Source organism: Rubrobacter aplysinae (assembly GCF_001029505.1).
Taxonomy (GTDB): domain Bacteria; phylum Actinomycetota; class Rubrobacteria; order Rubrobacterales; family Rubrobacteraceae; genus Rubrobacter_A; species Rubrobacter_A aplysinae.
Genome location: NZ_LEKH01000001.1, coordinates 283,430 through 309,443, shown reverse-complemented (window position 1 = coordinate 309,443; position 26,014 = coordinate 283,430). Strand labels below are relative to the sequence as shown.

At 65.9% G+C, this 26,014-nt stretch carries 26 protein-coding genes; 11 read left to right on the top strand and 15 right to left on the bottom strand.

Features of this window, described 5'->3' with window-relative positions; all coding sequences use genetic code 11:
* Window positions 1–32: 32 nt before the first annotated feature.
* The 3 genes from ABD53_RS01685 to ABD53_RS01675 form a co-directional block, all read right to left on the bottom strand.
* Window positions 33–911, bottom strand: coding sequence for an MBL fold metallo-hydrolase (locus tag ABD53_RS01685; RefSeq protein ID WP_084709166.1), 879 nt, complete (start codon window positions 909–911; stop codon window positions 33–35).
* Window positions 912–1,131: 220 nt separating this feature from the next.
* Window positions 1,132–1,995, bottom strand: a complete 864-nt coding sequence (locus tag ABD53_RS01680; protein ID WP_047863962.1) for a fructosamine kinase family protein — start codon at window positions 1,993–1,995, stop codon at window positions 1,132–1,134.
* A 1-nt stretch (window position 1,996) separates the two neighbouring features.
* Window positions 1,997–2,488 carry a low molecular weight protein-tyrosine-phosphatase gene (locus tag ABD53_RS01675; protein ID WP_047863961.1) on the bottom strand — a complete coding sequence of 164 codons (492 nt, stop codon included), beginning with the start codon at window positions 2,486–2,488 and terminating at the stop codon, window positions 1,997–1,999.
* 221 nt (window positions 2,489–2,709) lie between these two features.
* Between ABD53_RS01675 and ABD53_RS01670 the strand changes: the two genes are divergently transcribed.
* Both ABD53_RS01670 and ABD53_RS17135 read left to right on the top strand, forming a co-directional pair.
* Window positions 2,710–3,765: a 6-phosphofructokinase gene (locus tag ABD53_RS01670; RefSeq protein ID WP_047863960.1), complete on the top strand. Its 1,056-nt coding sequence runs from the start codon at window positions 2,710–2,712 to the stop codon at window positions 3,763–3,765.
* A gap of 33 nt (window positions 3,766–3,798) precedes the next feature.
* The gene (locus ABD53_RS17135) at window positions 3,799–3,960 is read left to right on the top strand and encodes a hypothetical protein (RefSeq protein WP_160309594.1); all 162 of its coding nucleotides are present in this window, start codon (window positions 3,799–3,801) and stop codon (window positions 3,958–3,960) included.
* 221 nt (window positions 3,961–4,181) lie between these two features.
* Here the strand turns inward: ABD53_RS17135 and ABD53_RS01665 are convergent, their stop codons facing one another.
* Entirely contained in the window at window positions 4,182–4,556 is a 375-nt protein-coding gene (locus tag ABD53_RS01665) for a DUF2267 domain-containing protein (protein ID WP_047863959.1), read from the bottom strand.
* A 236-nt stretch (window positions 4,557–4,792) separates the two neighbouring features.
* Between ABD53_RS01665 and ABD53_RS01660 the strand changes: the two genes are divergently transcribed.
* The 4 genes from ABD53_RS01660 (at window position 4,793) to ABD53_RS01645 (ending at window position 8,300) form a co-directional block, all read left to right on the top strand.
* Window positions 4,793–5,128 (top strand): DUF2267 domain-containing protein, encoded by a 336-nt coding sequence (locus tag ABD53_RS01660; RefSeq protein WP_047863958.1) that lies wholly within the window; start codon window positions 4,793–4,795, stop codon window positions 5,126–5,128.
* A 101-nt stretch (window positions 5,129–5,229) separates the two neighbouring features.
* Entirely contained in the window at window positions 5,230–5,562 is a 333-nt protein-coding gene (locus ABD53_RS01655; protein ID WP_047863957.1) for a winged helix-turn-helix transcriptional regulator, read from the top strand.
* A 196-nt stretch (window positions 5,563–5,758) separates the two neighbouring features.
* Window positions 5,759–6,664 (top strand): sigma-70 family RNA polymerase sigma factor, encoded by a 906-nt coding sequence (locus ABD53_RS01650; RefSeq protein ID WP_053057540.1) that lies wholly within the window; start codon window positions 5,759–5,761, stop codon window positions 6,662–6,664.
* Window positions 6,665–6,872: 208 nt separating this feature from the next.
* Window positions 6,873–8,300, top strand: coding sequence for an alanine/glycine:cation symporter family protein (locus ABD53_RS01645; RefSeq protein WP_047863956.1), 1,428 nt, complete (start codon window positions 6,873–6,875; stop codon window positions 8,298–8,300).
* Between the two features lie 47 nt (window positions 8,301–8,347).
* Here ABD53_RS01645 and ABD53_RS01640 read toward each other — a convergent pair whose 3' ends face one another.
* The 9 genes from ABD53_RS01640 to ABD53_RS01600 all read right to left on the bottom strand — a co-directional run bounded on the left by ABD53_RS01640 (window position 8,348) and on the right by ABD53_RS01600 (window position 16,088).
* Complete coding sequence (locus tag ABD53_RS01640; RefSeq protein WP_152670535.1) at window positions 8,348–9,304, bottom strand: acetyl-CoA carboxylase carboxyltransferase subunit alpha; 957 nt, start codon at window positions 9,302–9,304, stop codon at window positions 8,348–8,350.
* The gene (gene accD, locus ABD53_RS01635) at window positions 9,304–10,161 is read right to left on the bottom strand and encodes an acetyl-CoA carboxylase, carboxyltransferase subunit beta (RefSeq protein ID WP_084709162.1); all 858 of its coding nucleotides are present in this window, start codon (window positions 10,159–10,161) and stop codon (window positions 9,304–9,306) included. The genes ABD53_RS01640 and accD overlap by 1 nt, the downstream gene beginning before the upstream one ends.
* 1 nt (window position 10,162) lies before the next feature.
* On the bottom strand, window positions 10,163–10,996 hold the full coding sequence (gene trpA, locus ABD53_RS01630; RefSeq protein WP_053057539.1) for a tryptophan synthase subunit alpha: 834 nt from the start codon (window positions 10,994–10,996) through the stop codon (window positions 10,163–10,165).
* A complete protein-coding gene (trpB, locus tag ABD53_RS01625) occupies window positions 10,980–12,209 on the bottom strand; it encodes a tryptophan synthase subunit beta (RefSeq protein WP_047863953.1) in 1,230 nt (409 codons plus the stop codon). The genes trpA and trpB overlap by 17 nt, the downstream gene beginning before the upstream one ends.
* A complete protein-coding gene (locus tag ABD53_RS01620; protein WP_047863952.1) occupies window positions 12,187–12,819 on the bottom strand; it encodes a phosphoribosylanthranilate isomerase in 633 nt (210 codons plus the stop codon). Before ABD53_RS01620 ends, trpB begins: the two co-directional genes overlap by 23 nt.
* A 99-nt stretch (window positions 12,820–12,918) precedes the next feature.
* Window positions 12,919–13,533 (bottom strand): class E sortase, encoded by a 615-nt coding sequence (locus ABD53_RS01615; RefSeq protein WP_047863951.1) that lies wholly within the window; start codon window positions 13,531–13,533, stop codon window positions 12,919–12,921.
* Between the two features lie 85 nt (window positions 13,534–13,618).
* A complete protein-coding gene (locus ABD53_RS01610) occupies window positions 13,619–14,398 on the bottom strand; it encodes an indole-3-glycerol phosphate synthase TrpC (protein ID WP_053057538.1) in 780 nt (259 codons plus the stop codon).
* Entirely contained in the window at window positions 14,395–15,450 is a 1,056-nt protein-coding gene (gene trpD / locus ABD53_RS01605; protein ID WP_047864138.1) for an anthranilate phosphoribosyltransferase, read from the bottom strand. Before trpD ends, ABD53_RS01610 begins: the two co-directional genes overlap by 4 nt.
* 17 nt (window positions 15,451–15,467) lie before the next feature.
* Complete coding sequence (locus tag ABD53_RS01600; protein ID WP_047863950.1) at window positions 15,468–16,088, bottom strand: anthranilate synthase component II; 621 nt, start codon at window positions 16,086–16,088, stop codon at window positions 15,468–15,470.
* An 87-nt stretch (window positions 16,089–16,175) separates the two neighbouring features.
* Here ABD53_RS01600 and ABD53_RS01595 point away from each other — a divergent pair, with 87 nt between their 5' ends.
* The 4 genes from ABD53_RS01595 (at window position 16,176) to ABD53_RS01580 (ending at window position 20,375) form a co-directional block, all read left to right on the top strand.
* Window positions 16,176–17,126, top strand: a complete 951-nt coding sequence (locus tag ABD53_RS01595; protein ID WP_047863949.1) for an ornithine cyclodeaminase family protein — start codon at window positions 16,176–16,178, stop codon at window positions 17,124–17,126.
* A 350-nt stretch (window positions 17,127–17,476) separates the two neighbouring features.
* On the top strand, window positions 17,477–18,181 hold the full coding sequence (locus ABD53_RS01590; RefSeq protein ID WP_047863948.1) for a response regulator transcription factor: 705 nt from the start codon (window positions 17,477–17,479) through the stop codon (window positions 18,179–18,181).
* A gap of 20 nt (window positions 18,182–18,201) precedes the next feature.
* The gene (locus tag ABD53_RS01585) at window positions 18,202–19,308 is read left to right on the top strand and encodes a HAMP domain-containing sensor histidine kinase (protein WP_047863947.1); all 1,107 of its coding nucleotides are present in this window, start codon (window positions 18,202–18,204) and stop codon (window positions 19,306–19,308) included.
* A 320-nt stretch (window positions 19,309–19,628) separates the two neighbouring features.
* Window positions 19,629–20,375 carry a Crp/Fnr family transcriptional regulator gene (locus tag ABD53_RS01580; protein WP_047863946.1) on the top strand — a complete coding sequence of 249 codons (747 nt, stop codon included), beginning with the start codon at window positions 19,629–19,631 and terminating at the stop codon, window positions 20,373–20,375.
* Window positions 20,376–20,655: 280 nt separating this feature from the next.
* Here the strand turns inward: ABD53_RS01580 and ABD53_RS01575 are convergent, their stop codons facing one another.
* Window positions 20,656–21,954 carry an ABC transporter ATP-binding protein gene (locus tag ABD53_RS01575; protein WP_047863945.1) on the bottom strand — a complete coding sequence of 433 codons (1,299 nt, stop codon included), beginning with the start codon at window positions 21,952–21,954 and terminating at the stop codon, window positions 20,656–20,658.
* Between the two features lie 408 nt (window positions 21,955–22,362).
* Between ABD53_RS01575 and ABD53_RS01570 the strand changes: the two genes are divergently transcribed.
* Window positions 22,363–24,879, top strand: a complete 2,517-nt coding sequence (locus tag ABD53_RS01570) for a glycoside hydrolase family 31 protein (protein ID WP_047863944.1) — start codon at window positions 22,363–22,365, stop codon at window positions 24,877–24,879.
* 332 nt (window positions 24,880–25,211) lie between these two features.
* On the opposite strand, the gene ABD53_RS01565 is transcribed toward ABD53_RS01570, so the two are convergent.
* Window positions 25,212–25,877, bottom strand: a complete 666-nt coding sequence (locus ABD53_RS01565; protein ID WP_047863943.1) for an HAD-IA family hydrolase — start codon at window positions 25,875–25,877, stop codon at window positions 25,212–25,214.
* Between the last annotated feature and the right edge of the window lie 137 nt (window positions 25,878–26,014).

The following is a 26,014-nucleotide window of genomic DNA, read 5'->3' as shown; positions in this document are numbered from 1 at the left end:
ACGGCGCCCACAGCATACAGGCCCGGTCCGGGTCAGTCTCCCAAATGGGGAGGACGAAAGGTGTGGGTCTCACCGTGGGAGAGATAGTGGAACTCCGTCGAGGCCGAAGAGCCTGCCGCGGCCTCCTTGAAGTCGTCCAGGTTCGAGAGGAACACGGAGTAGTCGTTGTAGTGGATCGGGATCGCCGCGCGGGGCCCGACCATCTCGACCAGTCGCACTCCCTGCTCGCCGGTCATGGTGACGACGATGCCGAGCAGGGTCGTGCCGCCGGTGTGGATGAGCATGAGGTCTATGCCGGGGAAGTTGCGCGGGATGTCGTGGAGCCTGTCGTAGACCAGCGTGTCACCGGTTATGTACACCCTGAAGCGGCGCTGCTCTCCCCCGCCGGTTCGCTCACTGAAGTCGAGGACGCTACCCATGACCGGCGGCAGTAGGTGGTTGACGTAGTCGGGGGCGTGCTTGCCGGGCGTCGAGCTTACCGTAAGCCGGGCCCCGCCTTTGACCACGTCCTGGGCCTGCCAGGTATCGAGGGCGTAGCCTTGCATAAAACCCTGTTCCTCGAGGAGGCCGACCCCGTGGTGGTTGGAGATTATGGGCAGGTCCTTCCGTAGTTCGCGGGCAGCCACGTCGTCGAAGTGGTCGCCGTGATGGTGCGAGAGGACGCAGAGGTCGAGGTCCGGCAGGTCCGCGGGCTGGCAGGCGGGCTCGACCTCACGGCGGGCGTAGATGCCGTGGCCGAGGTGGACGTGATCCCCCTGGTGCAAGAACGTCGGATCGGTCAGAATCGTAAACCCGCCAAAGCGGATAATGGTGGTAGCGTTGCCGATAAAGGTGACGCTACCCTCGTCAAAGCCCGGCGAATCGTCGGCGGGCAACTCGAGCACCGCGTTCGGGTGTTCGGCGTTGAACATGAAGCCTCCTTCAGGATTTGCTCCGGCGCGAGAACGCCACAAAACCCCGCAAAGCACCGCGAGGTACTACAAGGGCTCCACGCTCCCCCGGCTCACGGCACGTTCGGGCGCCTTTCGGGGTCCGGCGCGTTCAAACCCGCCGGCCGGGGCGTCCACGCCCTGCTATGTCCTACCGTTAGTACCTGGGTGGCGTCCCGGGCAAACGTCGTGGCCAGGCCCCCTAGGCCCCGAACCGGTTCAGGATGCTCCGGGTGGCTTCGAGGTACTTACCGTCGAAGAGCCGGACGTGGGTAAGGAGAGGATACAGGTTGTACAGGTCGCGGCGGGCCTCGAAGAACCCGTCGCGGATGAGCCGGATCTCACCGTACCGCTCGAAGAAGGCCTCGCCGAAGGTGCCGAACAGGGTTATGAAGGCGAGCTCTATCTCGGGGTCGGCGTGGTAGATTGCAGGGTCCAGAAAGCCCGAGATTCCGGTCTCGCCCGCGATCACGTTCCCGCCCCACACGTCGCCGTGGATCAGGGCCGCCGACTCCGGCTCCTCCAGATAGTCCTCCAGCCTCCCGGCGATACCATCTATCCGCCGCAGGTCCTCGTCCGGCAGGTTACCGGCCCGATTGGCCTCGTGCGCCATGTACAGCAGGCGGTGCTCGCGGAAGAACTCGATCCAGGACGTCGTAGGCGGGTTGGGCTGATCCAGACCCCCGATCAGGGTATCCCGCTCGTGGCCGAACTCACTGGCGGTGACGCCGTGCAGGTCCGCGAGCAGCTCGGCGGCGTCACGCTCTATCCGTCCCGAGCGGCCTCCCCCGCCCTCGACGTACTCCATTATCAGGAGCTCGTCAGAGGCGTGGTACAGCTCTGGAACGGGCAGCCGGCTGTGCTCGGCGAGGTACCCGAGCATATACCCTTCGAGCGGCAGCTTCGCCTCGCCGCCGGTGCGGTCTACCTTGGCGACGACGGTCGAGCCGTCCGACAGGGTAGCCCGGTACACCTCGCCCACGCAGCCGCCGCCCATCGGGCGGGCGCTGGTCAGCCGTTGCCCGAGCGCGGCCTCTACCCCCTGGGAGACTATCCTCTCGGACAAGTCAGCTTTCTACGGTCTGTAGATAACGCCGCTTGATGTCCTCGAGGAGGCCGACCGAGGCGAGCTCCGCCATGTCCATCGTACGCTCGAAGCCGTCGCCGCTCCCGTAATAGGGGTCGGGCACCTCGTCGTCGGGGATCCCGGAAGCGTAGTCCAGGAACATGCCGAAACTGGCCCCCATCCCGCCCTCCTGGGCGAGCATCAGCACGTCCTCGTAGTTACCCCGGTCCATCACCAGCAGGTAGTCGAAGTCCTGGAGATCAGCCGGAGCGAGCTGGCGCGCCCACTGACCGTCCAGGTCTATCCCGCGGTCCCGCGCCGCACTGTACGCCCGGCGGTCCGGCGGCGACCCGACGTGAAAGGCTGTGGTCCCGGCGGAGTCCGCCTCTATCTCGGCTTCGAGCCCCTCGCGCTTTACCACGTCCTCGAACACCCGCTGCGCAATCGGGCTCCGGCAGATGTTACCCGCACAAACGAACAGAACTCGGACCAAAAACGCCTCCCGGCTCGTACTCCCGCGACAACGGCTCGCCCGGAATTCTCCCCCGATAAGGCGCGGCGGTCAATCGCTCCCCGCTTGTCGCCGCCCCGAACCTCTCCCCGACACCATCACCGCCAGGGCGGTCGTGCCGCCCGGTTTTGCTAGACTGGCGACTGCTGTTGCTAGCCTGGATCAGGGAAACATAGAAAACCAGAGATCAGGAGGTTCGGAAGATGTCCGAGTCGAGGCAGGTAAGGAAGGTCGGCATGCTCACGGGCGGCGGCGACGCGCCGGGGCTGAACGGCGTGATCCGGGCCGTCACCACGCGCTGTGAGGAGTACGGCTACGAGGTGGTCGGCGTCAAGCGCGGCTGGAAGGGGCTGCTCTCGCCCGAGTCGGACTCCTTCGTGCCGCTCGACACCGACGGCGTGCGAAACATCCTCGAAGAGGGCGGCACCATCCTCGGCTCCTCGCGCACGAACCCCTACAAGAACGAGGGCGACGCCGAGAAGGTCGTAGAGAACATGAAGGCCCAGGGCATAGACGCGCTGGTGGCGATAGGCGGCGACGACACGCTGGGCGTGGCGCGGCGGCTGAACGACGACTTCGGGGTACAGGTCGTCGGCTGCCCCAAGACCATAGACAACGACCTCTCCGCCACGGACACCACCTTCGGCTACGACACCGCCGTGTCCATAGCGACAGACGCCATAGATAAGCTCAGGACCACGGCGAAGAGCCACGAGCGGATCGTGGTCGTCGAGGTGATGGGGCGGCATGCTGGTTGGATCACCTGGGGCGCGGGCCTCGCCTCCGCCGCCAACTTCACCCTCATCCCGGAGGTAGACCCGGACCTCGACCGCATGCAGAAGGTCTTCAAGGACCGCGCCGCCCGCGGCGAGAAATGGGGCCTCGTGGCCGTTAGCGAGGGCGTAACCCTGGGCGAGGAGTTTATGACCCAGGCCCCCGAGCGCGACGAATTCGGCCACGTCCAGCTCGGCGGCATCGGCGAGACCCTCGCCGGGGAGCTTGAGAACCGCACCGGAATCGAGACCCGCCACGTCGTGCTCGGCCACCTCCAGCGCGGCGGCACCCCTACGGCGAACGACCGCATCCTCTCTACCCGCTACGGCCTGCGCGCCGCCGAAGCCGTAAAGGCTGACGAGTGGGGCCAGATGGTCGCCCTGCGCGGCAACGACGTGGTCACCGTCTCCCTCTCCGAAGCGACGGACGAGACAAAGACCGTACCCGAGGATCTCTACAAGGTCCTCGACACCTTCTTCGGCTAGCACGCCAGGGTTTCGTAAGGTCCGGGCGCGGCGATGCGGACCCCGGCGTGGATGATCGCCTACGCGGCGGTTCTCCTCTTCTCCGGCGTGAGCTACGCCGCGCTGGTCTTTGTCGGACAGGGTCTGGCGCTGGCCTCGGCGCTCGCCGCGCTGGTCGCGGCCGTTATCGCCGTCGTGCTGGTCGTCAGGCGCTAGGGGCACGCCGGGCTGGAAAAGCACCGGCGCCCCCCCGGGGCGCATCTCGTTGCCGGTGGCGGAAGCCGGTATTGACCCGCCTCTCGGGCAGAATGTGGGCATGCATGGTTGCCGGCCTGTCCAGTCCGACGGCCGCGTGCCTGCCGGCGGCTAGCGCCCTGGCTAACTCCGACTAATAATGTGGCCGGAGGCTGGGCATAGCCGGAAAGCAGTCGGTCGCGCTAACCTTCGAAGAGGCGGTCGAACTCGCTCGGGAACTGGCGGCGCACGTCGTCCATCTCGCCTCCGCTCACCGCCTGCTGCAGCACGACGAGCACGGCGCGGGAGCGGGTCTCGGCCTTGTCGGGACCGATGCCTTCATCCTCGCCGACCTGCTGCACGAAGTCCTCGACGGAGAAAAACTCGCTGCGCTCCGGGGGCCGCTGACGCAGATGCTCCGCCACGCCCTTCGGTAGCTGCTCCGAGAGATCCAGGCCCTCGCTATCCACCAGGAAACCGGCCAGCGTGTTCAGCACCGTCCCCGTGGCAGACTCGGCCTCCAGATAACCTATTCCGGCCCGCTCTCCGACACTCTCTATGAACTCCTCGTACTGCAATCTGACTCCCGACCTCTAACGTTTTCGGTTGCAAAAGATACAGCGCCCCGCATACCCGCGCCCGGCTCGGGTGAAACCTACATTGAGTTACACAAAGCCCGCTCCGCCGGGGCGGACGATTCGAGGTCCAGCCTCTGCCACGCCCAAGAATATTCCACGGCGCACCACGTCGAATCTCTAGAAAAAGGGAGGCCAATGAAGCACGACGAGCTCGTAAAGTTCGTAAAAGGCGTACAGTGCCGCGCCGGGCTCGGCTCCCGCGAAGAGGCCAGGGCCTCGCCGCCCAGCTCCCGCAGGGGGTAGCGGAGTACCTGCGGCACGAAGGAGAGAGCCGGGGTGAGCCCTTCTCTGCCGAGGAGTTCTTCAGGCGCGCGGGGAGCCGGACGGACGTCTCCATCGAGGCGGTGCGCGACAGCTCCCGGGCCGTCACCGAGATGATGAAACAGATGCTCAGCGCCGGCGAGCTGGAGGACCTGCGCCAACGACTCTCCCGGGATCTCGCCGGGAGGTTCGAAAGCGAATCCCCTGTGCCCTCGTTCTGCGCGCCGCTCCCCCGCCTACCGCTAACCTAGCGTCAACTTGACGCGAGTCGGCCTTGTAAGTGGCGGTTTACTTGTTACACTATTAGCAGTGTATTTCGCAAAGTAAACGTGAGATCAGAGAGGCTAGTAGCATGTCTAGGCGGGATCACCCGAACGATTGTCCTATAGCGCGCACGGCGGAGCTCGTGGGCGATTTCTGGACGTTGCTCATAGTGCGGGACCTTGGTCGGCAGAGCATGCGCTTCAACGGGCTTCTCGCCTCTCTGGAGGGTGTAAGCTCACGCACCCTGGCCCAGAGGCTAAAAGCCCTGGAACAGGCGGGCATGATCAGGTGCGAGCGGTTCTCCGAGATACCGCCCCGAGTCGAGTACTCCCTGACCGAACGCGGCCTCGCTCTGCTTCCCGTCGTAGAGGATATGCGCGCCTTCGGCCAGACGTGGCTGCCGGTGCAACTAGAAGCCTAACCAGAGGTCTGGACACCCTCTGGACCCTCGGTCTGGAACGCCGGGTGCGGCGACGTAAACTGTTAACATCGTCCTCTTGACTTTACCTTGTACATCACTATACTGTACTTTATACACCCAAGATGCTGCGGTCCCACCTCTCAGAACTTCTCAGGGGATGTAGCGGGGCGGCGGGGAGACTACAGGAGGTGCCGGGTTGGCTACCAAGACTATTAATAACACGGAGCAGAGGTCGTCGAGAACGGCCGAGAGAACCGGGGAGACGCCGGAGCTCCTCCCCAGCTACCTGGCTTACATAAGTCAGGGCGAGCGTGGCAAGCTTCTCACACACAAGGAAGAGATAGAGTTAAGCAACCGCGCCCGCGAGGGAGACAAGCGGGCGCGGGACCGGCTGATCGAGAAGAACCTCCGGCTGGTGGTGAGCGTCGCCAAGAAGTACCGGGGCTACGGGCTGACTTTCGAGGATCTCATCCAGGAAGGCAACATCGGGCTGATGAAGGCCATAGAGAAGTTCGACCCCGACCGGGGTTATCGCTTCTCGACGTACGCGACGTGGTGGGTGCGGCAGGCCGTGCAGCGCTCTGTAACGGACAAGGGCCGGACGATCCGGGTACCGGTACACATGTCGGAGAAGATCCAGAAGATGGCCCGCACATTCAACGCGCTTTCGGCCGAGCTCAACCGCGACCCGTCGGACGAGGAGGTTGCCGAGCGGCTGGAGTGGCCCATCGAGCAGGTCCGGGACATCAAGAGCGTCATGCCCGACGCCACCAGCCTGGACAAGCCCGCAAACTCCGACGAGGACTCCTCGGACATCGGCTCGTTCGTCGAGGACGAGAAGTCCTCGGACACCGCTGGCGAGGTAATGCGGGAGATGGAGACCGCACATCTGGATGAGGCGATCTCCACCCTGCCAGAGCGGGCGCGGTACGTGCTCGTACGGCGCTACGGTCTCGGGGACGAGAAGGCGGCCACGCTCAACGAGCTCTCCCGCGAGCTCGGCATCTCCCGCGAGCGGGTGCGCCAGCTCCAGCGCGAGGCCGAGCAGCGGCTCCGTTCCCGGGCCTACTCCCGGGGTGGCGCGGGCAACGCCGCCGCATAAGCAAATAGAAAACTCGCGTTTTCAAAGGGAGGGCTCCGGCCCTCCCTTTTCTTTGCCTTCTTTCGCCTTCTTCCGCGTCCTCTCTCGTCACGTCGTGCGGGGAGACCGGAATAGAACTTTCTGTTAGGTTACGTCTACTTTAGAGGCTTGCCGGGCGCCTGGGTTCGCGGTGTCGGCAGCCGTCATGGGGAGATAACGGGGAGGGAAGATTGTGACGGCACTCCAGGGTCTGGTTGACGGCGTAAACACCGTGATCTGGAGCTACCTGCTGGTGGGGCTCCTGATAGCGCTCGGGCTGTACTTCACGTACCGTACCGGTTTCGTGCAGTTCAAGCTGTTCCGGGAGATGCTGCGGCTGCTGGTGAACAGCGGCGGCGGTCGCGGGGTCTCGTCGTTCGGGGCATTCGCCGTCGGCATGTCGGCGCGGGTCGGCACCGGCAACCTGGCAGGCGTCGCGCTGGCTATCGGGGTCGGCGGCCCGGGGGCAATATTCTGGATGTGGGTGATCGCGCTGGTCGGAGCGGCGTCGTCGTTCGTGGAGAGCACGCTGGCCCAGATCTACAAGGTCCGCGACGGCGACACCTTCCGTGGAGGCCCGGCCTACTACATGGAGAAGGCGCTCGGGGCACGGTGGATGGGCATCCTGTTCGCCGTCCTCATAACGCTGTGCTTCGGCCTGATCTTTACCGCCGTACAGGCGAACACCATCTCGCTCTCCGTCGAGTCCTCATATGGCGTGAACCGCTTCGTGGTCGGCCTCGCTATCGTCGTCCTCAGCGCACTCGTGATCTTCGGCGGCATCAAGCGCATCGCGCGGGTCTCCCAGATCCTCGTTCCGGTGCTGGCCATCCCCTACGTGCTGATGGCGCTGTTTATCGTGGTCATCAACTTCACGGAGATACCGCGGGTGCTATACCTGATCGTCACCAGCGCATTCGGGCTACAGGAGGCGATAGGCGGCGGGTTCGGAGCGGCCATAGTAATCGGTGTGCAGCGCGGGCTCTTCTCGAACGAGGCCGGGATGGGCAGCTCCCCGAATGCGGCGGCCACCGCCGACGTCTCGCACCCGGCGAAGCAGGGGCTCATCCAGTCGCTCGGCGTGTTCGTGGATACGCTGGTGATCGCCACCGCAACGGCGTTCGTCATCTTGTTCAGCGGCATCTACGAGTCCAGCGAGTCCGATGGCATCGTCCTGACCCAGCAGGCGCTGGGCACCCAGATCGGGGGCTGGGCGCCGGCGTTCATAGCCTTCGCCGTGTTCTTCTTCGCCTTCTCCTCGATCATCGCGAACTACTACTACGGTGAGACGAACATCCAGTTCATCTTCGGCCGGGGCGAAGGCGACCGCACCATCCTCATCTACCGGGTGGCCGTGCTCCTCCTGATACTCTTCGGGTCTCTGGCTTCCATAGACCTGGTGTGGGCGCTGGCAGACCTGTTCATGGGCTCGATGGCGCTGGTGAACCTGATTGCCATCGCCCTACTGGGCAAGATCGCCTTCTCAGCGCTCACGGACTACCGTAGGCAACGTAGGGCCGGCAAGGACCCGAGCTTCCACGTCAACAACATCCCCGGCCTCAAGAACGTCGAGTGCTGGGGAGACTCGGACGAACCGGGGAGCGGACGGGTCAGGTAGACCAGAAAGTTCGGGGAGTTCGAGAAGCTCGATAACTTCGTGAGCCGCTAGATCTGGCTCACGAAGTGCGCGCCGATGTCCCGATACCGCTCGTAGCGGGCGTCCACGAGCTCGTCCGGCCCGGCCCCCGACAGCCCGTCCAGGACCCGCTCAAGCGCCTCGCCTACCACCTCTATGGCCTCCTCGGGCTCCTGATGGGCGCCGCCGAGCGGCTCGGGCAGCACCTCGTCCACGATCCCCCGGGCCTTGAGGTCGCGGGCCGTAATCTTCATGGACTCGGCGGCCTCCTCGGCGCGGGATGAGTCCCGGAAGATTATGGAGGCGCAGGCCTCGGGCGCTATCACCGAGAGGTAGGAGTTCTCCAGCATCCCGACGTGGTCCGCCAGGCACATGGCGAGCGCCCCGCCAGATCCACCCTCCCCTATGATGAGCGACACCACCGGAACCCGCGATCCCGCGAGTGTCATGAGATCCTCGGAGATCGCCCACGCCTGACCCTGCTCCTCGGCCTTGCGCCCGCTGAACGCGCCGGGGGTATCCACCAGCGTGACGACGGGCAGCCCGAAGCGTTCCGCGAGCCCGTAAAGCCGCCGGACCTTGCGGTAACCCTCCGGGTGGGCCATGCCGAAGTTAGCCTCTACCCGGCTCTTGGTATCCGCCCCCTTGTCGTGACCTATGAGCACGACGCTCTTTCCGCCGTGCTTTAGCCGGGCGAAGCCGCCGCGCACAGCCGGGTCGTCGCCGCCCGTGCGGTCGCCGGAGAGCTCGTAGAAGTCCTCCGTCAGGGCGTCGCGGTACGCCCGGAAGCCGGGACGCTCGGGGTGACGGGCGACCTGAACCCGCTGGTAGGGCGTGAGGTTCGCGTAGATACGCTTCTTCGCGTTCTCAAGCGCCTCTTCGAGGCGGGAGATCTCCTCCTGCATCTCCTCGCTCTTGCCGGCGAGCTTGTGCAGCCCGGAGATCCGCTCCTCGAGCTCCTTTATGGGCCGCTCGAAGTCCAGTATCACGAGACCATCCCCAGGAGCCGCTCCAGGTCGTTCTTTAGCGAGAGCCGGTGGACGATGCGGTCCACCATCCCGTGCTCGCGCTGGAACTCCGCCGTCTGAAAGCCCTCGGGCAGCTTCTCCTTGGTGGTCTGCTCTATGACCCTCGCCCCAGCGAACCCGATGCGCGCCCCCGGCTCCGCCACGATAATGTCCGCCGCCGTGGCGAACGAGGCCGTCACTCCCCCGAACGTCGGGTCCGTGAGGATGGAGATGAACGGTTGCGAACCTTCCACGAATCGCGACAGCGCGACGCTGGTCTTCGCCATCTGCATCAGCGAGTAGATCCCCTCGAACATCCTGGCCCCGCCTGAGGCGGATACCACCACCAGCGGCAGACCTTCCTCTGTCGCCGTCTCCACGGTACGCGCCACCCGCTCGCCGACCACGCTCCCCATCGAGCCCCCGATAAACCTGAAGTCCATGGAGGCCAGCGCCACGGACCTGCCGCCTACCCGGCCGACGCCACCGAGCACAGCGTCGTCGAGGCCGCTCTTCTTACGGGCCTTCTGTAGCTTCTCTTCATAGTCCTCGAACTCCAGCGGGTCGCCGGATACCATGCCCGCATCCCGCTCCTCGAAGCTCTCGGCGTCCGTGAGCAGGCGTATCCGCTCGGGCGCTCCCAGCGGGTAGTGGAACTCGCAGTGGGGGCAGACGTTGTAGCGGTTACGGAGCTCCTTCTCGTAGATAGGCTCCTTGCAACCCTCGCACTTGGTAAACACGCCGTCGAGCGGCCCGACGCCGCTCTCGGTCTCCCCGGAGCCACTCTCCGGTCCGAAGCGCGAGTACTCCCGCCGCCTGTTGAGCCAGCTCCTTATGCTAAGCCTCCGTCCCGGTGGACCGGGCCCCGTCCAGCGCCTCTTTCACCTCGCGCAGCCAGTCTCCGGCGCCCTCCGCGCCACGCTCGCCGACGAGCTGCATCAGCTTGCTGCCGATGATCACGCCATCCGCCTCCGCGGCGGCCTGAGACGCGGCGGCGGCCGAACCTATACCGAACCCGAGGGCAACCGGGGCCTCCACGAAGGACTTCACGCGCCGCAGGAGATCCACGGCCCCACCCGGCAACTCCTCGCGCACCCCGGTTACCCCGGCGACGGAGACGCAGTACACGAAACCCGTGGTGGCCCAGCTTATCTGAGAGAGCCGCTCGTCGGTCGAGGTCGGGGCGGCAAGCGGACAAAGCGCGACCCCGCTGTTAAGCGCCCTATCTCCAAGGTAAGGTATCTCGTCCACCGGGAGATCCGGCACCACCAGCCCCGTCACCCCGGAGGCAGCGGCCTCCTCGAAGAACCTGCTCGTTCCCCGGGCGATTATATTATTGTAGTAGATCAAAAGTACAATGGGCGGCCTTGCCTCACCGGAGAGACCGTCCGCCAGTTCGAGACAGTAGTCCAGGTTCGCACCGTTTTTTAGCGCCCGGGAGGCCGTGCCCTGGATGGTCGGGCCGTCCGCGAGCGGGTCGGAGAACGGCACCCCGATCTCGACCACGTCCGCGCCGGCCCGTATGTAGGCCTCCCCCACCTCGTAGGCGGCGTCCAGCGTAGGGTAGCCTGCGGTGAGATAAGGTATGAGAGCGGCTCTTTCGGGGTGGAAGGCGGCTCTCAGACTCTCCGCCGCGTTGACATTGTCTGCCGGCTTATTCGCGGGCGGCACCGAGCGCCTCCGAGGCGGTCTCCACGTCCTTATCGCCGCGGCCCGAAAGGTTTATTACCAGGCTCTTGCCCGGTCCGAGCTCCCTGGCGACCTTCTCGGCGTGGCTTATGGCGTGCGCCGTTTCGAGCGCCGGGATTATGCCCTCCTTGCGGGAGCAGAGGGTAAACGCTTCGAGCGCCGCCTCGTCGGTGACGCTGACGTACTCGGCAAGCTCGCCGTCCCGCAGGAAGGAATGCTCCGGGCCGACCGCCGGGTAATCGAGCCCGGCGGAGATGGAGTGGGCCTCCGTGATCTGGCCGTCCTCGCTCTGGAGGACGTAGCACATCGCGCCGTGCAGGACGCCGAGCTTGCCGGCGGCCAGAGACGCGCCGTGCTCGCCGCTCTCGATGCCGCGCCCGGCCGCCTCCACACCCACGAGCCGGACTCCTTCGCGGCCGACGAACGGGTGGAAAGCGCCGATTGCGTTGGATCCCGCCCCCACACAGGCCACGATGGCGTCCGGCACGCCGCCGAGCCGCTCGCGGGACTGGTGCTCGATCTCCCGCCCTATCACGGCCTGCAGGTCGCGCACGATGCGCGGGTACGGCGACGGTCCGACCACACTCCCGATGATGTAGTGGGTGTCCTCGACGTTCGCCACCCAGTCCCGGATCGCCTCGTTCACCGCGTCCTTTAGCGTCGCCGACCCACTCTTGACCGGCACGACCGTCGCTCCCATGAGCTCCATGCGCGTGACGTTCAGCCGCTGGCGGCGGGTGTCTTCCTCGCCCATGTAAACGACGCACTCCTTGCCGTAGAGCGCGGCCACGGTCGCGGTCGCGACCCCGTGCTGGCCTGCCCCGGTCTCGGCAATGATGCGGCTCTTGCCCATGCGCTCGGCCAGCAGGATCTGGCCCAGAGTGTTGTTGATCTTGTGCGCCCCCGTGTGCGCCAGGTCCTCGCGCTTGAAGTACACGTCGGCCCCGCCCCACTTCTCCGTCAGGCGCTCGGCGAACATGAACGGCGTCGGACGTCCGACGAAGTCCCGCGCCAGCCGGTCCAGCTCCTCGACGAACTCCGGGTCGTTGCGGTACCGTTCGTAGGACTCCTCCAGCTCCTCGAGAGCGTGGGTCAGGGTTTCGGGGACGTAGCGGCCGCCGAACTCCCCGAAGTACCCCGGACGATTATCTGCATTACGCTCGTTATGCTCGTTACCCTCTGCTTTTTGCTGCACTTCTTGCTGCACTCACGAACCTCCGAACCCGCTCGTCGTCCTTCTCTCCGGGCGCCTGCTCCAGGGAGCTCGAAGCATCCACCCCGTACGGCTCGAAGAACTCCAGCGCCTCGCCCACGTTCTCGGGCGTAATTCCTCCAGAGATGAGGATATTATCATAGCCACGTACCCTCTCCGCCAGACCCCACTGGAACCTCTCGCCGGTCCCGCCGCGAGCCTCCTTGCTCCACGAGTCGAGCAGATACAGGTCAGCTGCATAGTCCCGTATGAGGACGAGGGAGCTTTCATCCCGCACCCGCAGGGCCTTTATCACCCGGACTCCGCCCTCCCTTATCTCCGCGACCGTCCGTGGCGTCTCCTCGCCGTGTAGCTGGGCGTAGTCGAGCCCGGCCTCGCGGGCGGTGCTCAGCACCTCTTTGACGGAGGCGTTCACAAATACACCGACCTTCGCGACGCCCGGCGGCAGCGCGGCGGAGATCTCCCGCGCCCGCCCCACGCCTATCCGGCGCGGGCTCTCGGTGAACAGCAGACCTATGGCGTCCGCCCCGCTCCCCGCGGCGGCTCGCGCATCCTCCGGGCCGGTTATGCCGCAAACTTTCAAGAAAACCATAGAGGCTATTGTACCCCCGTGAATGCGTCAGTTGAGGTCAATTGAGTTCAGTTGAGGTCAGTTGAGTGCGGCCCGGCGCTACACAGAGGCTTGACCCGTTTAGCTCTTCTCGATTAGCCTGCCCCGCACGACCCGCTTCGGAGTGACGTCCCCTTGCTTCTGCTGGGTCTCGGACACCTGGAGGCTCACGATATTTCTGCCGGGCACGGGGTCCAGAACCCACAGCTCGCCGGGCTGGACTATTAGCACCTCGAAGACCTCGTAGGTGTATCTGGTTCCGGCGGCGTCGGTCAGGAAGATCTCATCCCCCTCTTCCATGTCCTTGATCTCGTAGAAGGCTCTAAAGCTATCGGTGAAGGGATAGCCGAGCTCGTGACCGGCGATGTAAACGTTGGCCACCTCCTGCCAGGGTAGACCGGTACCCGGTAGGCGCACGGCGGCGTTGTCCCTGAGCGCCGCCTCGGTCGGGGGCGAGGTGGGTATGGTGGCATCCTCGACTCCCGCCTCCGGCACGGTCAGCTCTAGCGTCTTATCCTCCGGCCCCGCGGGAGATTGCTGCTCGACACCCTGCGTCGCGGGAGGCGAGCCGCCAGGTGCCTCCCGCTGCTTTTCGGCGGTGTAGCCGTCGAAGCTCTGGAAGGCGTAGAATGCGAGCAAGGCCAAGCCCAGAACCATAACGACCAGGCCCGAGATCTTGACGAGACCCTTTAGCAAACCTGCCTAAACCTTCCTGTTCTCTATTCTACTTGCACGGTGGCCAACCCAGGCCACTACGCTGGAGGAGCGTTCTCGGTTGCAATTACTCTGAGATAGAGAGTTCCGCCACCAGCTCCGGGCGGCGCATCGCCGCCTCTCCCACGAGCACGGCGTCGGCCCCGGCTCCGCGCAGGCGGCGTCCGTCGTCGGCGGTCTTTACGCCGCTCTCGGCCACCAGGGTTGCGCCCGCCAGCCGCGGGGCGAGGCGCTCGAAGGTTCCGAGGTCCACCGTAAAGTCGCGCAGATCGCGGTTGTTGACGCCGATTACGCGGGCTCCGGCTCCGAGAGCCGTCTCCGCCTCCGGCTCGTCGTGGATCTCGACCAGCGCCGTCAGGCCAAGCTCGCGGGCGAGCGAGACGTAGCGGGCGAGCGCGGCGGGATCGAAGAGGGCCGCGATCAGCAGCACGGCGTCGGCGCGGGTAGCGGCCTCGACGACCTGTATCTCGTCCACGGTGAAGTCCTTGCGGATAACGGGTAGGGAGACGCTTGCGCGGGCGGAGTCCAGGTCTTCGAGGCTGCCCTTGAAGCGATCCGGCTCGGTCAGGACCGAGAGGCAGGACGCTCCTCCGCCCTCGTACCGCTCCGCCCAGCCCGCAGGATCCACCTCCCGGATGTCGCCCGCGGAGGGCGAGGCGCGCTTTATCTCGGAGACGACGGACAGCCCCGGCTCGGAGAGCGCGGCGGCGAAGTCCCGCTTCTCGAAGCCTGTTGCCCGCTCGTACAGCTCGCCATAGCCGGGGCTCTCGTACAGGGCGGCGGCGCGCTCTCGGGCGGCGGCGGCGAGCTCTTCGAGCACCGTGGCGGGGCGGTTTCCGGCGCTCACAGCACACTCCCGGAGAGGGGGCCGAGGCCGGAGAGCCGGCGGGTGGTCCTTATGAAGGCTTCGAGCGACTCACGGGCCGCACCGGAGTCCACGGACTCGGCGGCGAGGGCCACGCCCTCCGCGACCGAGGAGGCGAGGCCGGAGACGTATATCGCGGCGCCCGCATTCGCCAGGGTGACGTCGCGGGCGGCCCCGGGCTCTCCGCGCAGGACACCCCGCAGCAGGCGCGCGTTCTCGCTAGCGTCGCCGCCGAGTAGCCCGGTGGGATCGTGGCGGGAGAGGCCCATACCCTCCGGGGTCAGCTCGTACTCGGTGATGCCGGTATCAGAAACCTCGGCGACGTGGGTTCTGTCGGTGACCGTGATCTCGTCCATCCCGTCCGCGCCGTGGACGACCATCGCCCTCTCCGCGCCGAGCTCCAGCAGGGCCTCGGCCATCGGGCGGACGTAGCCCTCGGAGAAGACCCCGACGAGCTGGTGCCTCGCGCCGGCCGGGTTGGTGAGCGGGCCGAGCAAATTGAAGACGGTGCGGAACGGGAGCTCGGCGCGCACCGGGGCGACGTGTCGCATGGCCGGATGATGGGTGCGGGCGAACATGAAGCCCACCCCCGACTCCTCCAGCGACCGGGAGACGGCTTCGGGGCCGAGCTCTATCCCGGCCCCGAGCGCCTCCAGCACGTCCGCCGAGCCCGAGCTGCTCGTTGCCGAGCGGTTGCCGTGCTTTGCGACCGGAGCACCGGCTCCCCGGGCGACGAAGGCGGCGGCGGTCGAGACGTTTAGCGTACCCTTGGCGTCGCCGCCGGTGCCGCAGGTATCCACGAGGGTGCCGAGCTGCTCGGCCGGCGGCTCGACCTTCTCGGCGAAACGCCGCATGGAGCGGGCGAAGCCCGCGATCTCGGAGACGGACTCGCCGCGCACCCGGAGCGCCGTGAGCAGGGCCGCCGTCACCGAAGGAGAGGCGTTGCCGGCCATGATCTCGGCCAGGGCCCGCTCCGCCTCCTCGAGGGAGAGATGCTTTCCAGAGGCCGCCTTGCTCAGCGCGGCGCGCAGCAGACCTCCGGGAACGTCGCTCAAGCCACCTCTCCGGCCCCGGCCAGGCTCTCTCCGGAATCCGCCGGATACTCGACGCCGAGGAAGTTCGCGAGCAGACGTTTACCGGCGTCGGTCAGTACGCTCTCTGGGTGGAACTGCACTCCCTCCACGGGCAGCGTCCTGTGCCGGACACCCATAATCACGCCGTCCTCGGTGCGCGAGGTGACCTCCAGAGACTCCGGTATCGAGCCCGGCTCCAACACGAGCGAGTGGTAGCGGGTGGCGAGGAAGCCCTGATCCAGCCCCCGGTACACCCCCTCTCCGTCGTGGTGGATGCGAGCGGTCTTGCCGTGTACCGGGCCTCCTTCCGCCCGCACGACCTCTGCGCCGTACGCCTGGCCTATCGCCTGATGACCGAGGCACACCCCGAGCAGCGGCATCGTCTCCGGCAGGCTTTCGAGCAGCGAGAGCGAGACACCGGCCTCGTTCGGGGTGCACGGGCCGGGCGAGATGACTATCCTGTCCGGTTGTATGGCGGTGACGTCGCCGGGTGAGACCTCGTCGTTGCGCCGGACGACGACCTCCGCGCCGAGCTCGCCCAGATACTGGACGAGGTTATACGTAAAGGAGTCGTAGTTGTCTATTATGAGAACCCGCATGGTTGGGCGGATTCTAACAAGGCGGACGGGCCGCTACATGGCCTCTGGCTACGGCACCTGCGACAAACACAGACGAGAGGAGACACGATGACGCTGCTTTTGACCGAAGAAGAGGTGGACGGTCTGCTGGACATGGCCTCGACCCTGCCCGTGGTCGAGGACGTGTTCCGCGCCCACGGCGAGGGCCGGGCCACCAACCACGCCCGCCGCCGCGTCGCGCTCCCGACCGGCGGCCTGCACGTGATGTTCGCCGGGGCCCCGGGCATGGACGCGATGGGCCTCAAGGCGTACTCGGTCTCCTCCTCCGGGGCCCGGTTCTACACCATGCTCTTCCACCCCGAGAGCGGCGAGCTGCTCGCGATCCTCCGCTCCGACCGTCTCGGTCAGCTCCGCACCGGCGCGTCCACCGGCGTCGCGGCCAAGTACCTCGCCCGCGACGGGGCCTCGACCCTCGGACTGTACGGGGCGGGCTGGCAGGCCGAGTCACAGCTAGAGGCCGTCGCCGCCGTAAAGAGCCTCTCCCGCGTCATCGTGTACAGCCGAAAAGAAGAGTCCCGCAAGGAGTTCGCACGGAAGCTCGGCCAGAGAATCGGGCTGGAGGTCGAGACCACCGACCAGCCCGAGGAGCCAGCCGCCCAGGACATCGTGGTCACCGCGACCTCCTCGAAAGATCCCGTTCTAAAGGGCGAGTGGCTCTCTCCGGGAGCGCACGTCACCGCCGCCGGATCCAACTCCCTCCTCAAAAGCGAGGTGGACCGCGAGGTGATCCGCCGCGCCTCCTTCGTATGCGTGGACTCCAAAGAGGAGCTCGGTCTGGAGGCCGGTGACCTGCTAGCGTCGCTCGAAACCGGCGGTCTGCTGCCGGAGGCCGTCTTCGAGCTCGGCTCGGTCGTCTGCGGACACGTGGAGGGACGCCGGAGCCAGGAGGATATAACCCTCTTCGCCAGCCAGGGACTCGCGCTGCAGGACATGGCCGCCGCCCGCCTGGTCTACGACCGCGCCCGCGAACGGGGCGTCGGCCGGGAGGTGGATTTCTAGGCTTTCCGGTCTGGCTCTAGTCAAGACTCCACGGTAACCCGTCGGCCTCTTCCGGCCGACGCCGGGGGTTCGGGGAAATGCAGCCTCGCCGGAGATGTGGCCCGCCTCCGCCGCCGTTAGAGAGGAGCCACCGGGCGAGCGGCCTCCGTGTCCGGGATGCCTCGTATCGCATCCTCGCGGTACAGCGTAGCCCGGACCTGCACCGTCCGGCCACGCCGGAGCGCGTCGCTTTCGGCTCCCACCATATCCGGCTACCCGGTGGAGACGAGCATTCCAGTGCGGCCCGCATCAGAGGCCATTTAGGGCGTCCGGGCCGGAGCCTGCGCCGGGCGACGATATAGAATGGCGGCGTGGGCATTAGGGCGAACAGGGTGCTCGTCGTGGACGACGAGAGGAACCTCGTGAACCTGCTCCGGGGCTACCTGGAGCGGGAGGGGTTCGAGATGAGCGAGGCCGCCGACGGCCCCACGGCCATAGAGGAGGCGCGGCGGTTCTCACCGGAGGTCGTGGTTCTGGACTGGATGCTGCCGGGCCGCGACGGCGTGGAGGTGCTGCGGGAGCTGCGGCGTTTCACGGACGCCTACGTGCTGATGCTGACCGCCCGCTCCGAGGAGACCGACCGCATCGTGGGGCTCTCAGCCGGGGCCGACGACTACGTTACCAAGCCTTTCTCCCCGGACGAGCTCGTCGCCCGCATCCGGGCCATGCTCCGGCGGCCGCGCGCCGGGGACGTGGAGCAGGACCCGCCGTCAGAGCAGTTCGGGGGCCTCGTCGTGGACGGCGACGGCCGCACGGTAAAAGTGGAGGGCGAGGAGGCGGAGCTTACGGCCATCGAGTTCGACCTCTTGCGGGTGCTCTCCTCACGGCCCGGCTTCGTCTTCTCCCGCTCGCGGCTTCTGGAGCGCGTGTGGGGGGAGGACTACTACGGCAGCGACCACGTCGTGGACGTACACGTCGCAAACCTCAGGCGCAAGATCGAACCCACCCCCTCCGCCCCCGTCTACGTCCAGACCGTCCGGGGGGTCGGCTACAGGTTCGCCCGCGAGTACGGATAGATACCCGCATGAGGCCCCGCATGAAGTCGCCCATCGCCCGGCTCTCCGCCTACGTCTCCTCGTACAATCTAGGCCCCAAGCTGCTGCTCTCGCACCTTCTGGTAACGCTCATCGGGATGATCACCTTCGGGGTGGTCTCGTTTGTGGCGCCCTTGATCTTCGGCGGCAACGGCGCGGCGGATCTGCTCCACACGCTGCTCTACCTCCTGCTCGCGACGGCCGCCTCGATGGTCAGCGCGATGGCGGCGAGCCTGTTCGTGGCGGGCAGGATCACACGCCCCCTGAAGTACATGCTCGCCGCGACCCGGCGTATCTCGGGGGGCAGCTACGGCGAGCAGGTCCCCGTGCAGGAGTCCGACGAGCTCGGCGAGCTCTCGGAGAGCTTCAACGCGATGGCCGCCGCCCTGCGCGACGGTGAGCTGCGCCGCCAGGAGTTTATCGCCGACGTCTCGCACGAGCTACGCACCCCGCTCTCGACGCTACAGGGCTACATGGAAGGTCTCCTGGACGGGGTGGTCGAGCCGGACGAGGAGACCTGGGGCCTGCTGTACGCCGAGTCCGAGCGCATGCGGCGGCTCGTCGAGGACCTCCGTCAGCTCTCGCGCGTCGAGGCCGGGCAACTCGACCTGCACCCGGCCTCCTCATCTGCGGAGCTTATGGTCTGCCGCGCCACCGAAAGCCTGGCCCCGCTCTTCGCCGAGGGCGGCGTGCGGCTGGAGACGAGTCTGCCGGAAGGTTTGCCGGAAGTCTTTGCGGACTCCGACCGGGTGGTGCAGGTGCTGACGAACCTCCTGAGAAACGCCCTCCACTATACCCCTGCGGACGGGAAGGTCACCGTGGCCGCGAGCCCGCGCAACGCTGAGGTCCTCTTTACCATATCCGACACCGGCTCCGGCATACCACCCGAGCATCTGGACCGCGTCTTCGAGCGTTTCTACCGGGTCGAGAAGTCCCGCTCCCGCGAGGGCGGCGGCTCCGGCGTCGGGCTCGCCATCTCCCGGGCGCTCGTACAGTCCATGCACGGTGAGATCTGGGCCGAGAGCAGGGGCGCGCGAGAGGGCACGACCTTCGCTTTCACCCTGCCGATCTCGCGCGGCACGGCTTCCGAAGGCTCCCGAAAGTCTTGAAGAGCATGAAAAACTTGATCCAATCTTGAACTTTTGGAGACCCGGGCTTGATCCCCCGGTAGTAGATTCTCTTACAGAGCCATGCGTCGAAAAACGCAGAAAGACGCAGAAAGACGCGGCGGAGATGTAGCAGAAGCTGCGGTACGGTCGGGCTGTGCGGGGAGGTTTTCGCGGGTACGCGAGACTCGCGGAGTGCCGGGCTTGACCCCGCTTGACCCCGCGTCTCGTCCGCCGCAGAGAGTCAGGGAAAGGATGCACTTGCAAGCCACGACGAGCCTCCGTTTGCCCGCTACGACGACACCCTCCCGGGAGAGCCGCGGATGCTAGCGGGCGAGTCACACCGGGTCCCCGAGTCGCCAGAGCCAGAGGATCACGCCAGCCTGAAGGAGCGCGAGGTAAGGAAGCTGCTCGGGATGCTCGGCGACATGGGTCTCACGCCGTCGCGCCGACGGTACGAAGGCGGGGACGTGATCTACCACGAGGGCGAGTACGGCGACGCGCTGTACGTGGTCTCTAGCGGAGCGGTTCGTCTCAGCCGGCGCTACGAGGGGGATAAAGAGGCCACCCTGGCGCTCCTCGGGCCGAACGACATCTTCGGAGACCTGGTACACGAGGCGACCACCACCCAGAGGACCGGCGCGGAAGCCTTCACCGAGTGTGAGATCTTCAAGGTGCCAAAGGTGTTCGTCGAGCGTGCCTCCCGCCGCGACGCCGAGGTCGCCTCCACCCTCCTGAAGCTCATGGAGCTGGAGCTCGCCGGTCACCGGGAGCTCATGCAGCGCCTGCTGCCGCGCCGCACCGAGGTCCGGGTGGCGCACCTGCTGGAGGAGCTCGCCGGGAGGTTCGGCATCGAGTCGGACGGCGCGACGACCATCCGGCTCCGTCTCAGCCACGAGGACCTGGCCGCAATGGTCGCCTCCACCCGCGAGTCGGTGACCTCCGCGATGGCCCGGCTGCGCGAGCGCGGCGTAATAGTCACCCGCAACGGCAGGATTCATCTCCTGAAATCCTCCGGGCTATCCGGCGCAGACTCCCCGGGCTCTCAGGAGACCAGCCGGGCTCTGTAAAGCTCCATATATCCTCCCGCAGCCGTCCCTCACCAGTCGTCCTTGTGCTGGGGATTAGCGGTGGCTATTACCCTGTTACCCTGAGCCCCCGGACAAAAGAGACCGTATATTTGACCCCGAGCACGCCGAAAGTCGCCCACTTGATGTAGCCTGGGCTGCACCGCGGCGAGTTGCTCGGGGTAGACCGCCGGCTCCCCGAGTGAGGCCCAAGCTTACGGTGCGGGCAGTAAAAACCACTCAGCGGTGGTTGCGGCCACGACCATAGACAGGGCAAGGTCCACTAGCCTATGGCCCGCTCGGTCTGGGGGTCGAAAAGGCGTACCTTGTCCGCCTCCATGCGCAGCCTAAGACTCCCACCCTTCCTCGCCCCACTCTCGGCGGCTATCCTCGCCACCATCATCTCGCCAAAGCTACCGGCAGCCCCAGCAAAACTAGAAGAGTCACCCCCGGGCTCTTCCACTGAACGGCCTGAACCGCCTGAGCCGTTATTACCCTCGCCAGCATCGCCGGCATCCGCGCTGACCATCGCATCCAGGGTCTTTGAGTGGGCAATCTGATCTTCGCCGAGCGAGAAGTACACGTACTTCTCAGACCCCATGCTCTCTATGACCTCGGGCTCTACCTCTAAAGAGCTACCAGAACAGTTTGAGCGGTGGCCGTTTGTCACGCTCTCGTCTTCCATGTGCTCGGGCCTGACACCGAGAATCACCCCCCTGTCCGCGTACTCCCCTACCTCCGGGTGCTCGGATAAAGTCCTCTCGGGCAGCGGTATCCTGGTCTCCCTGGCCCCCTCTCCAAATACTGCCGCGTATCCAGACTCGCTCTCTTTATCCCTCTGCAGGTGAGCCCTCAAGAAGTTCATCGCCGGTGACCCTATGAAACCCGCGACGAACACGTTTACCGGATGCTCGTACATGGTCTGGGGGTCTGCCACCTGCTGTACCTCGCCATCCTTTAAGACCACTATCCGGTCGGCCATCGTCATGGCTTCGGTCTGATCGTGGGTGACGTAGATGGTCGTCGTCCCGAGCCTGTTGTGCAGCTTACTGATCTCGGTTCGCATGTTTACCCGGAGCTTTGCGTCCAGGTTGGATAGCGGCTCGTCCATGAGGAATGCCTTGGGCTCTCTCACTATCGCCCTGCCGAGGGCAACCCTCTGCCTCTGGCCACCCGAGAGTGCTTTCGGCTTACGGTCCAGAAAGCTCTGTATACCCAGGATATTTGCAGCTTCCTCGACGCGGCGGTTTATCTCCTCTTTGTCCTCTTTCTTGAGCTTCAGGGCGAAGCCCATGTTCTCGCGCACGTTCATGTGAGGGTACAGAGCGTAGTTCTGGAAGACCATGGCTATGTCCCGGTCACGGGGCGGAAGGTCGTTAACCACCTGCTCACCGATGTGTACCCGGCCGGAGGTTATAACTTCGAGGCCCGCGATCATCCTGAGGGCCGTGGACTTGCCGCACCCCGATGGGCCTACGAAGACTACGAACTCTCCATCCGGGATGACCAGGTTCATGTCTCTTACCGCTACCACGCCCTCGCCGTAGACCTTACACACATCCTCTAGCAATACCTCTGCCACCTTCCTGCCCCTTTACCCGTGTGCCTTTTAGAGATTCTAGAGACTCCCGCCACGTCTCTTTCCCGGACCGTGGAGAGCCTGGTTGTAGCTTAACGGAACGGCATACAGGTTGACGGGCCACGGGCCACGATTTCGAACCATCATGGCTATTACGGAGGACGGTCCCTACTCCTCGCCCCCGTCAACATCTTTGCGACGTACTGCGACATATTACCCCGCAATGCGTTGCAAAGGTACGGGTCGGCATAGGTGAGTCCGGAAGGTCAGGCCGGAGCACTACGGGTAGTTACGGCCAGACACTGTAGAACCCGGACATTGCGGCGAGCCTTTTAGCGGACCTATACTCCGCCTTGCCGGTGCGGCGTACCCGGCGTTTATCGAGGGGACTTTAGATCCGGGAGGAGAGCCTTGACCGAATTCCAGAAGAAGCCGACCAGCGCGGAGGGCTACAGGCCCGTCGGAGCGGCGGAGATCTCGGACCACGACGGAAGCAGCCTGACGCTGCGAGACGGGTCCGGTCCGGGACAGACGACGGTCGAGATAGCCGTGCTCGCCCCGGACCTGTTCCGCGTCGGGATGTTCCCCTCCGGCAGGCCGGTCCGGTACTCCTCCGAGGCCGTGGCGAAAGAGGACTGGCCGGAGGTCGAGGTCTCGATAGTCGACTCGAATAGCGATGCGAGCGGCTCTGCAGGGTCCGCGGACTCCGTGACGTTGGCCACCGACTCCGCCTCGGCCACGGTCTCGCTCTCGCCGCTGCGCATCGGCTTCGCGGACGGCGAGGGGTGGGAGTTCGCCGCCGACACCGAGGGCCCGGGAGGCGGGATGGGCACGGTCCCCCGTCCCGGCGCCGGTCCGGGCGGCGACCCGGTAGGCGAGCCCGTCAGGCTGCACAAAAAGCGCAGGCCCGGCGAGCGTTACTTCGGCTGCGGCGAGCGCACGGGTGGGCTGGAGAAGACCGGCACCACGCTCACCTTCTGGAACGCAGACCCGCCCGAGGGCCACACCGCCTCCTACGATAACCTCTACGCCTCCGTACCGTTCGTGCTGACCCTGGACGAGGAGACTGGCACCGCCTGGGGCATGCTCCTGGATAGCACCCACCGCACCCACGTCGATCTCGCCCACGAGACCGACAAAGAGGCGAGCTTCCAGGCGGAAGGCGGGGATCTCGTCTACTACGTGTTCTGCGGCCCGACGCCCAAGGACGTGCTACGGCGCTACACCGAGCTGACCGGCCGCACCCCCATGCCGCCCCTGTGGGCGCTTGGCAACCAGCAGTCACGCTGGGGCTACGAGGGGGCCGCCGAGGTCGAGGAGGTCGCCCGCGGGTACCGGGAGCGTGATCTGCCGTGCGACGTGATGTACTTCGACATAGATTACATGGACGGATTCCGGGTCTTCACCTGGGGGCCGGAGAGCTTCCCGGAGCCCAAGGAGACCGTCTCCCGGCTCGCCGACGAGGGCTTCCGGGTGGTGACCATCATAGATCCCGGCGTAAAGGTGGACGAGGGCTACCGGGTGTACGAGGAGGGCCGTGACCGGGGCTTCTTCTGCCTCACCGCCGGGGGCGAAGAGCTGCACAACGCGGTCTGGCCCGGCGTGTGCGCGTTCCCGGACTTTACGAGCCCGGAGGTGCGCGAGTGGTGGGGCGAGAATCACCGCGCGCTCACGGACGTGGGCGTGGACGGGGTGTGGTGCGACATGAACGAGCCGTCGTTCTTCATCCCCGAGCAGTCCACGATGCCCGAGGATGCGGTACATCCCGGCGGCTCCACCGGAGAGCGCCGCTACCATGCCGAGGTACACAACGCCTACGGCTCCCTGATGGCCCGCGCCACCCGCGAGGGTCTCTTGGAGCTCCGGCCCGAGCGGCGGCCGTTCGTCATCACCCGCTCGGCCTTCGCCGGGGTGCAGCGCCACGCCATGCAGTGGACCGGCGACAACTCCTCGTGGTGGGAGCACCTGTACATGACCATGCCACAGCTCATGAACATGGGGCTTTCGGGCGTGTCGTGGGCCGGGATGGACATAGGAGGGTTCTTCGACGACACGAGCGGCGAGCTCCTGGCCCGTTGGTACGAGATGGGCATCTTCCAGCCCTTCTGCCGCAACCACTCCGCCAAGGGGACTCGCCACCAGGAGCCGTGGCTGTTCGGCGAGCGCTACGAGGCGTCCATCCGCAAGATGCTCAAGCTCCGGCAGCGTCTGATCCCGTACCTCTACACGCTCTTCGAGGAGTGCCACCGTACCGGCGCCCCGATCCTGCGCCCGCTGCTGTACGAGTACCCCGCGGACGGGGTCGCCCGCACCGCCGACGACGAGTTCCTCTTCGGCCCGGCGATGCTCGTCGCCCCCGTGACCCGCCCCGGCGAGGCAAATGAGTACCGTCACGTCTACCTGCCGGAGGGCACCTGGTTCCACTACTGGACGGGCGAACGCCACGATGGCCCGGATCACGTCCTCGCCCACGCCCCACTCGGGGAGCCTCCGATCTACGTGAAGGCCAACACCGCCGTTCCCCTGTGGCCCGAGATGAACCACGTCGAGGAGAAGCCCGCCGACCCGCTCACGCTCCTCGTGTATCCGGCGGAGGGCGCGGAGAGCGGAGAGACCACGCTATACGAGGATGCAGGCGACGGATTCGGGTACGAGAGGGGCGAGTACGCCCGGCGCACGGTCTCCTGCGAGGCCTCTGAGAACAAGATAAGAGTTCGCGTCAGCGAGCGCGAAGGCTCGTTCGATCCCGAACGTCGAGCGATACTGTTCGAACTCCACTGCGTCCACGCCCCGGAGAGTGTTCAGGTAAACGGCGGAGAGGCAGACTTCGCATACGATGAAGAGGCTCGGAGGCTAACCGTAACCCTGCAAGAGGCGCCGGGGGAGTCGACGGTAGAGATGCTTCTGCAGGACAATGTTGATACGTAGCCGCGTCGCTGTTGAGTCCTCACCGTCATGCCGGACTGACCCTGGTCTATCTCAGGGTTCGATTACTACGCCCGGTAGAGACGAAGAGCACCGACGGCCTCCGACTCGCCGGCTGGTGGATTCCCTAGCCGAGTTCTTTGCGGGCCGTGGTGCTGGTTCACAGCTGGAACGGGGGTAAGTCCAACGAGCAAGTTATGGTCCCGGCCCCAGTCTACGTCGAGGCTGGACGCCTTATCCTCGCTTTGGGCCTTCGGACGGACGGCGAATTCAACGGCCCCTTTTCGCCGGGTAACCTACATCACTCATCGCGCTCGCCCATGTGAGGGAGGCGCTCAGAGCGCCAGCAGCCCGTCGACGACCTCGACGAGGTCATCGCCCCGGACGTCGGCGGGCTGAAAGACTTCACCGGGCTCGCCCTCTAGCCTAGAGCACCAGCCAGCGAGAGCGCCAGCCCGCTTGGCGCCGTGGCAGTCCCAGGCGTGTACCGCGACCAGCGCCATACGGTCAAGCCCGCAGCCCAGAGCCTTCGCGGTGTGATGGTAGACGTCAGGGGCGGGCTTCCACACACCGACCGCATCGGAGGTCACCACATGGTCGACGTAGGTCTCAAGGCCGGCCCCGGCCAGGAACGACCGAGTGTTTTCCGGGTCGCCGACGGTCAGACAGCCGATGGTCACCCCGGCTTCGGAGAGCTTCCGTAGCGCCGGGAGGGCATCCGGGAACGCCGGGACCTTCGCGAATCCCTCCAGGACGTGGGCGATAGCGTCTTCCGACATCGCCTGCTTGGTCTCGGTGCGCAGCGCCTGACGGGCAGTCGCGGTGAAGTCCGGGTTGTCGCCGGCCAGCGTCAGCGCCATCGCATCACGTTGGAACCGCATGAAGAACGGCCCCAGCACCGCAGCGGGCTGCCCCACCTCCTCGAGCCGGGCCCCGATCGGGTCGAGGTCGAGCAGAGTCTCCAGTACGTCGAAGGCAACGGCGTCGAGACGATCAGTCATGCGGGACTCCTTCACGTTTCACGGGACGCCGTACAGCTCGGCGCGTTAAGGGTATATATACCAGTCAGTATAGTAATGTGTCAATATGAGCGGTGGATCGAGTCTATGAGCAAGGGTCCATCACCCGTGAACATCTT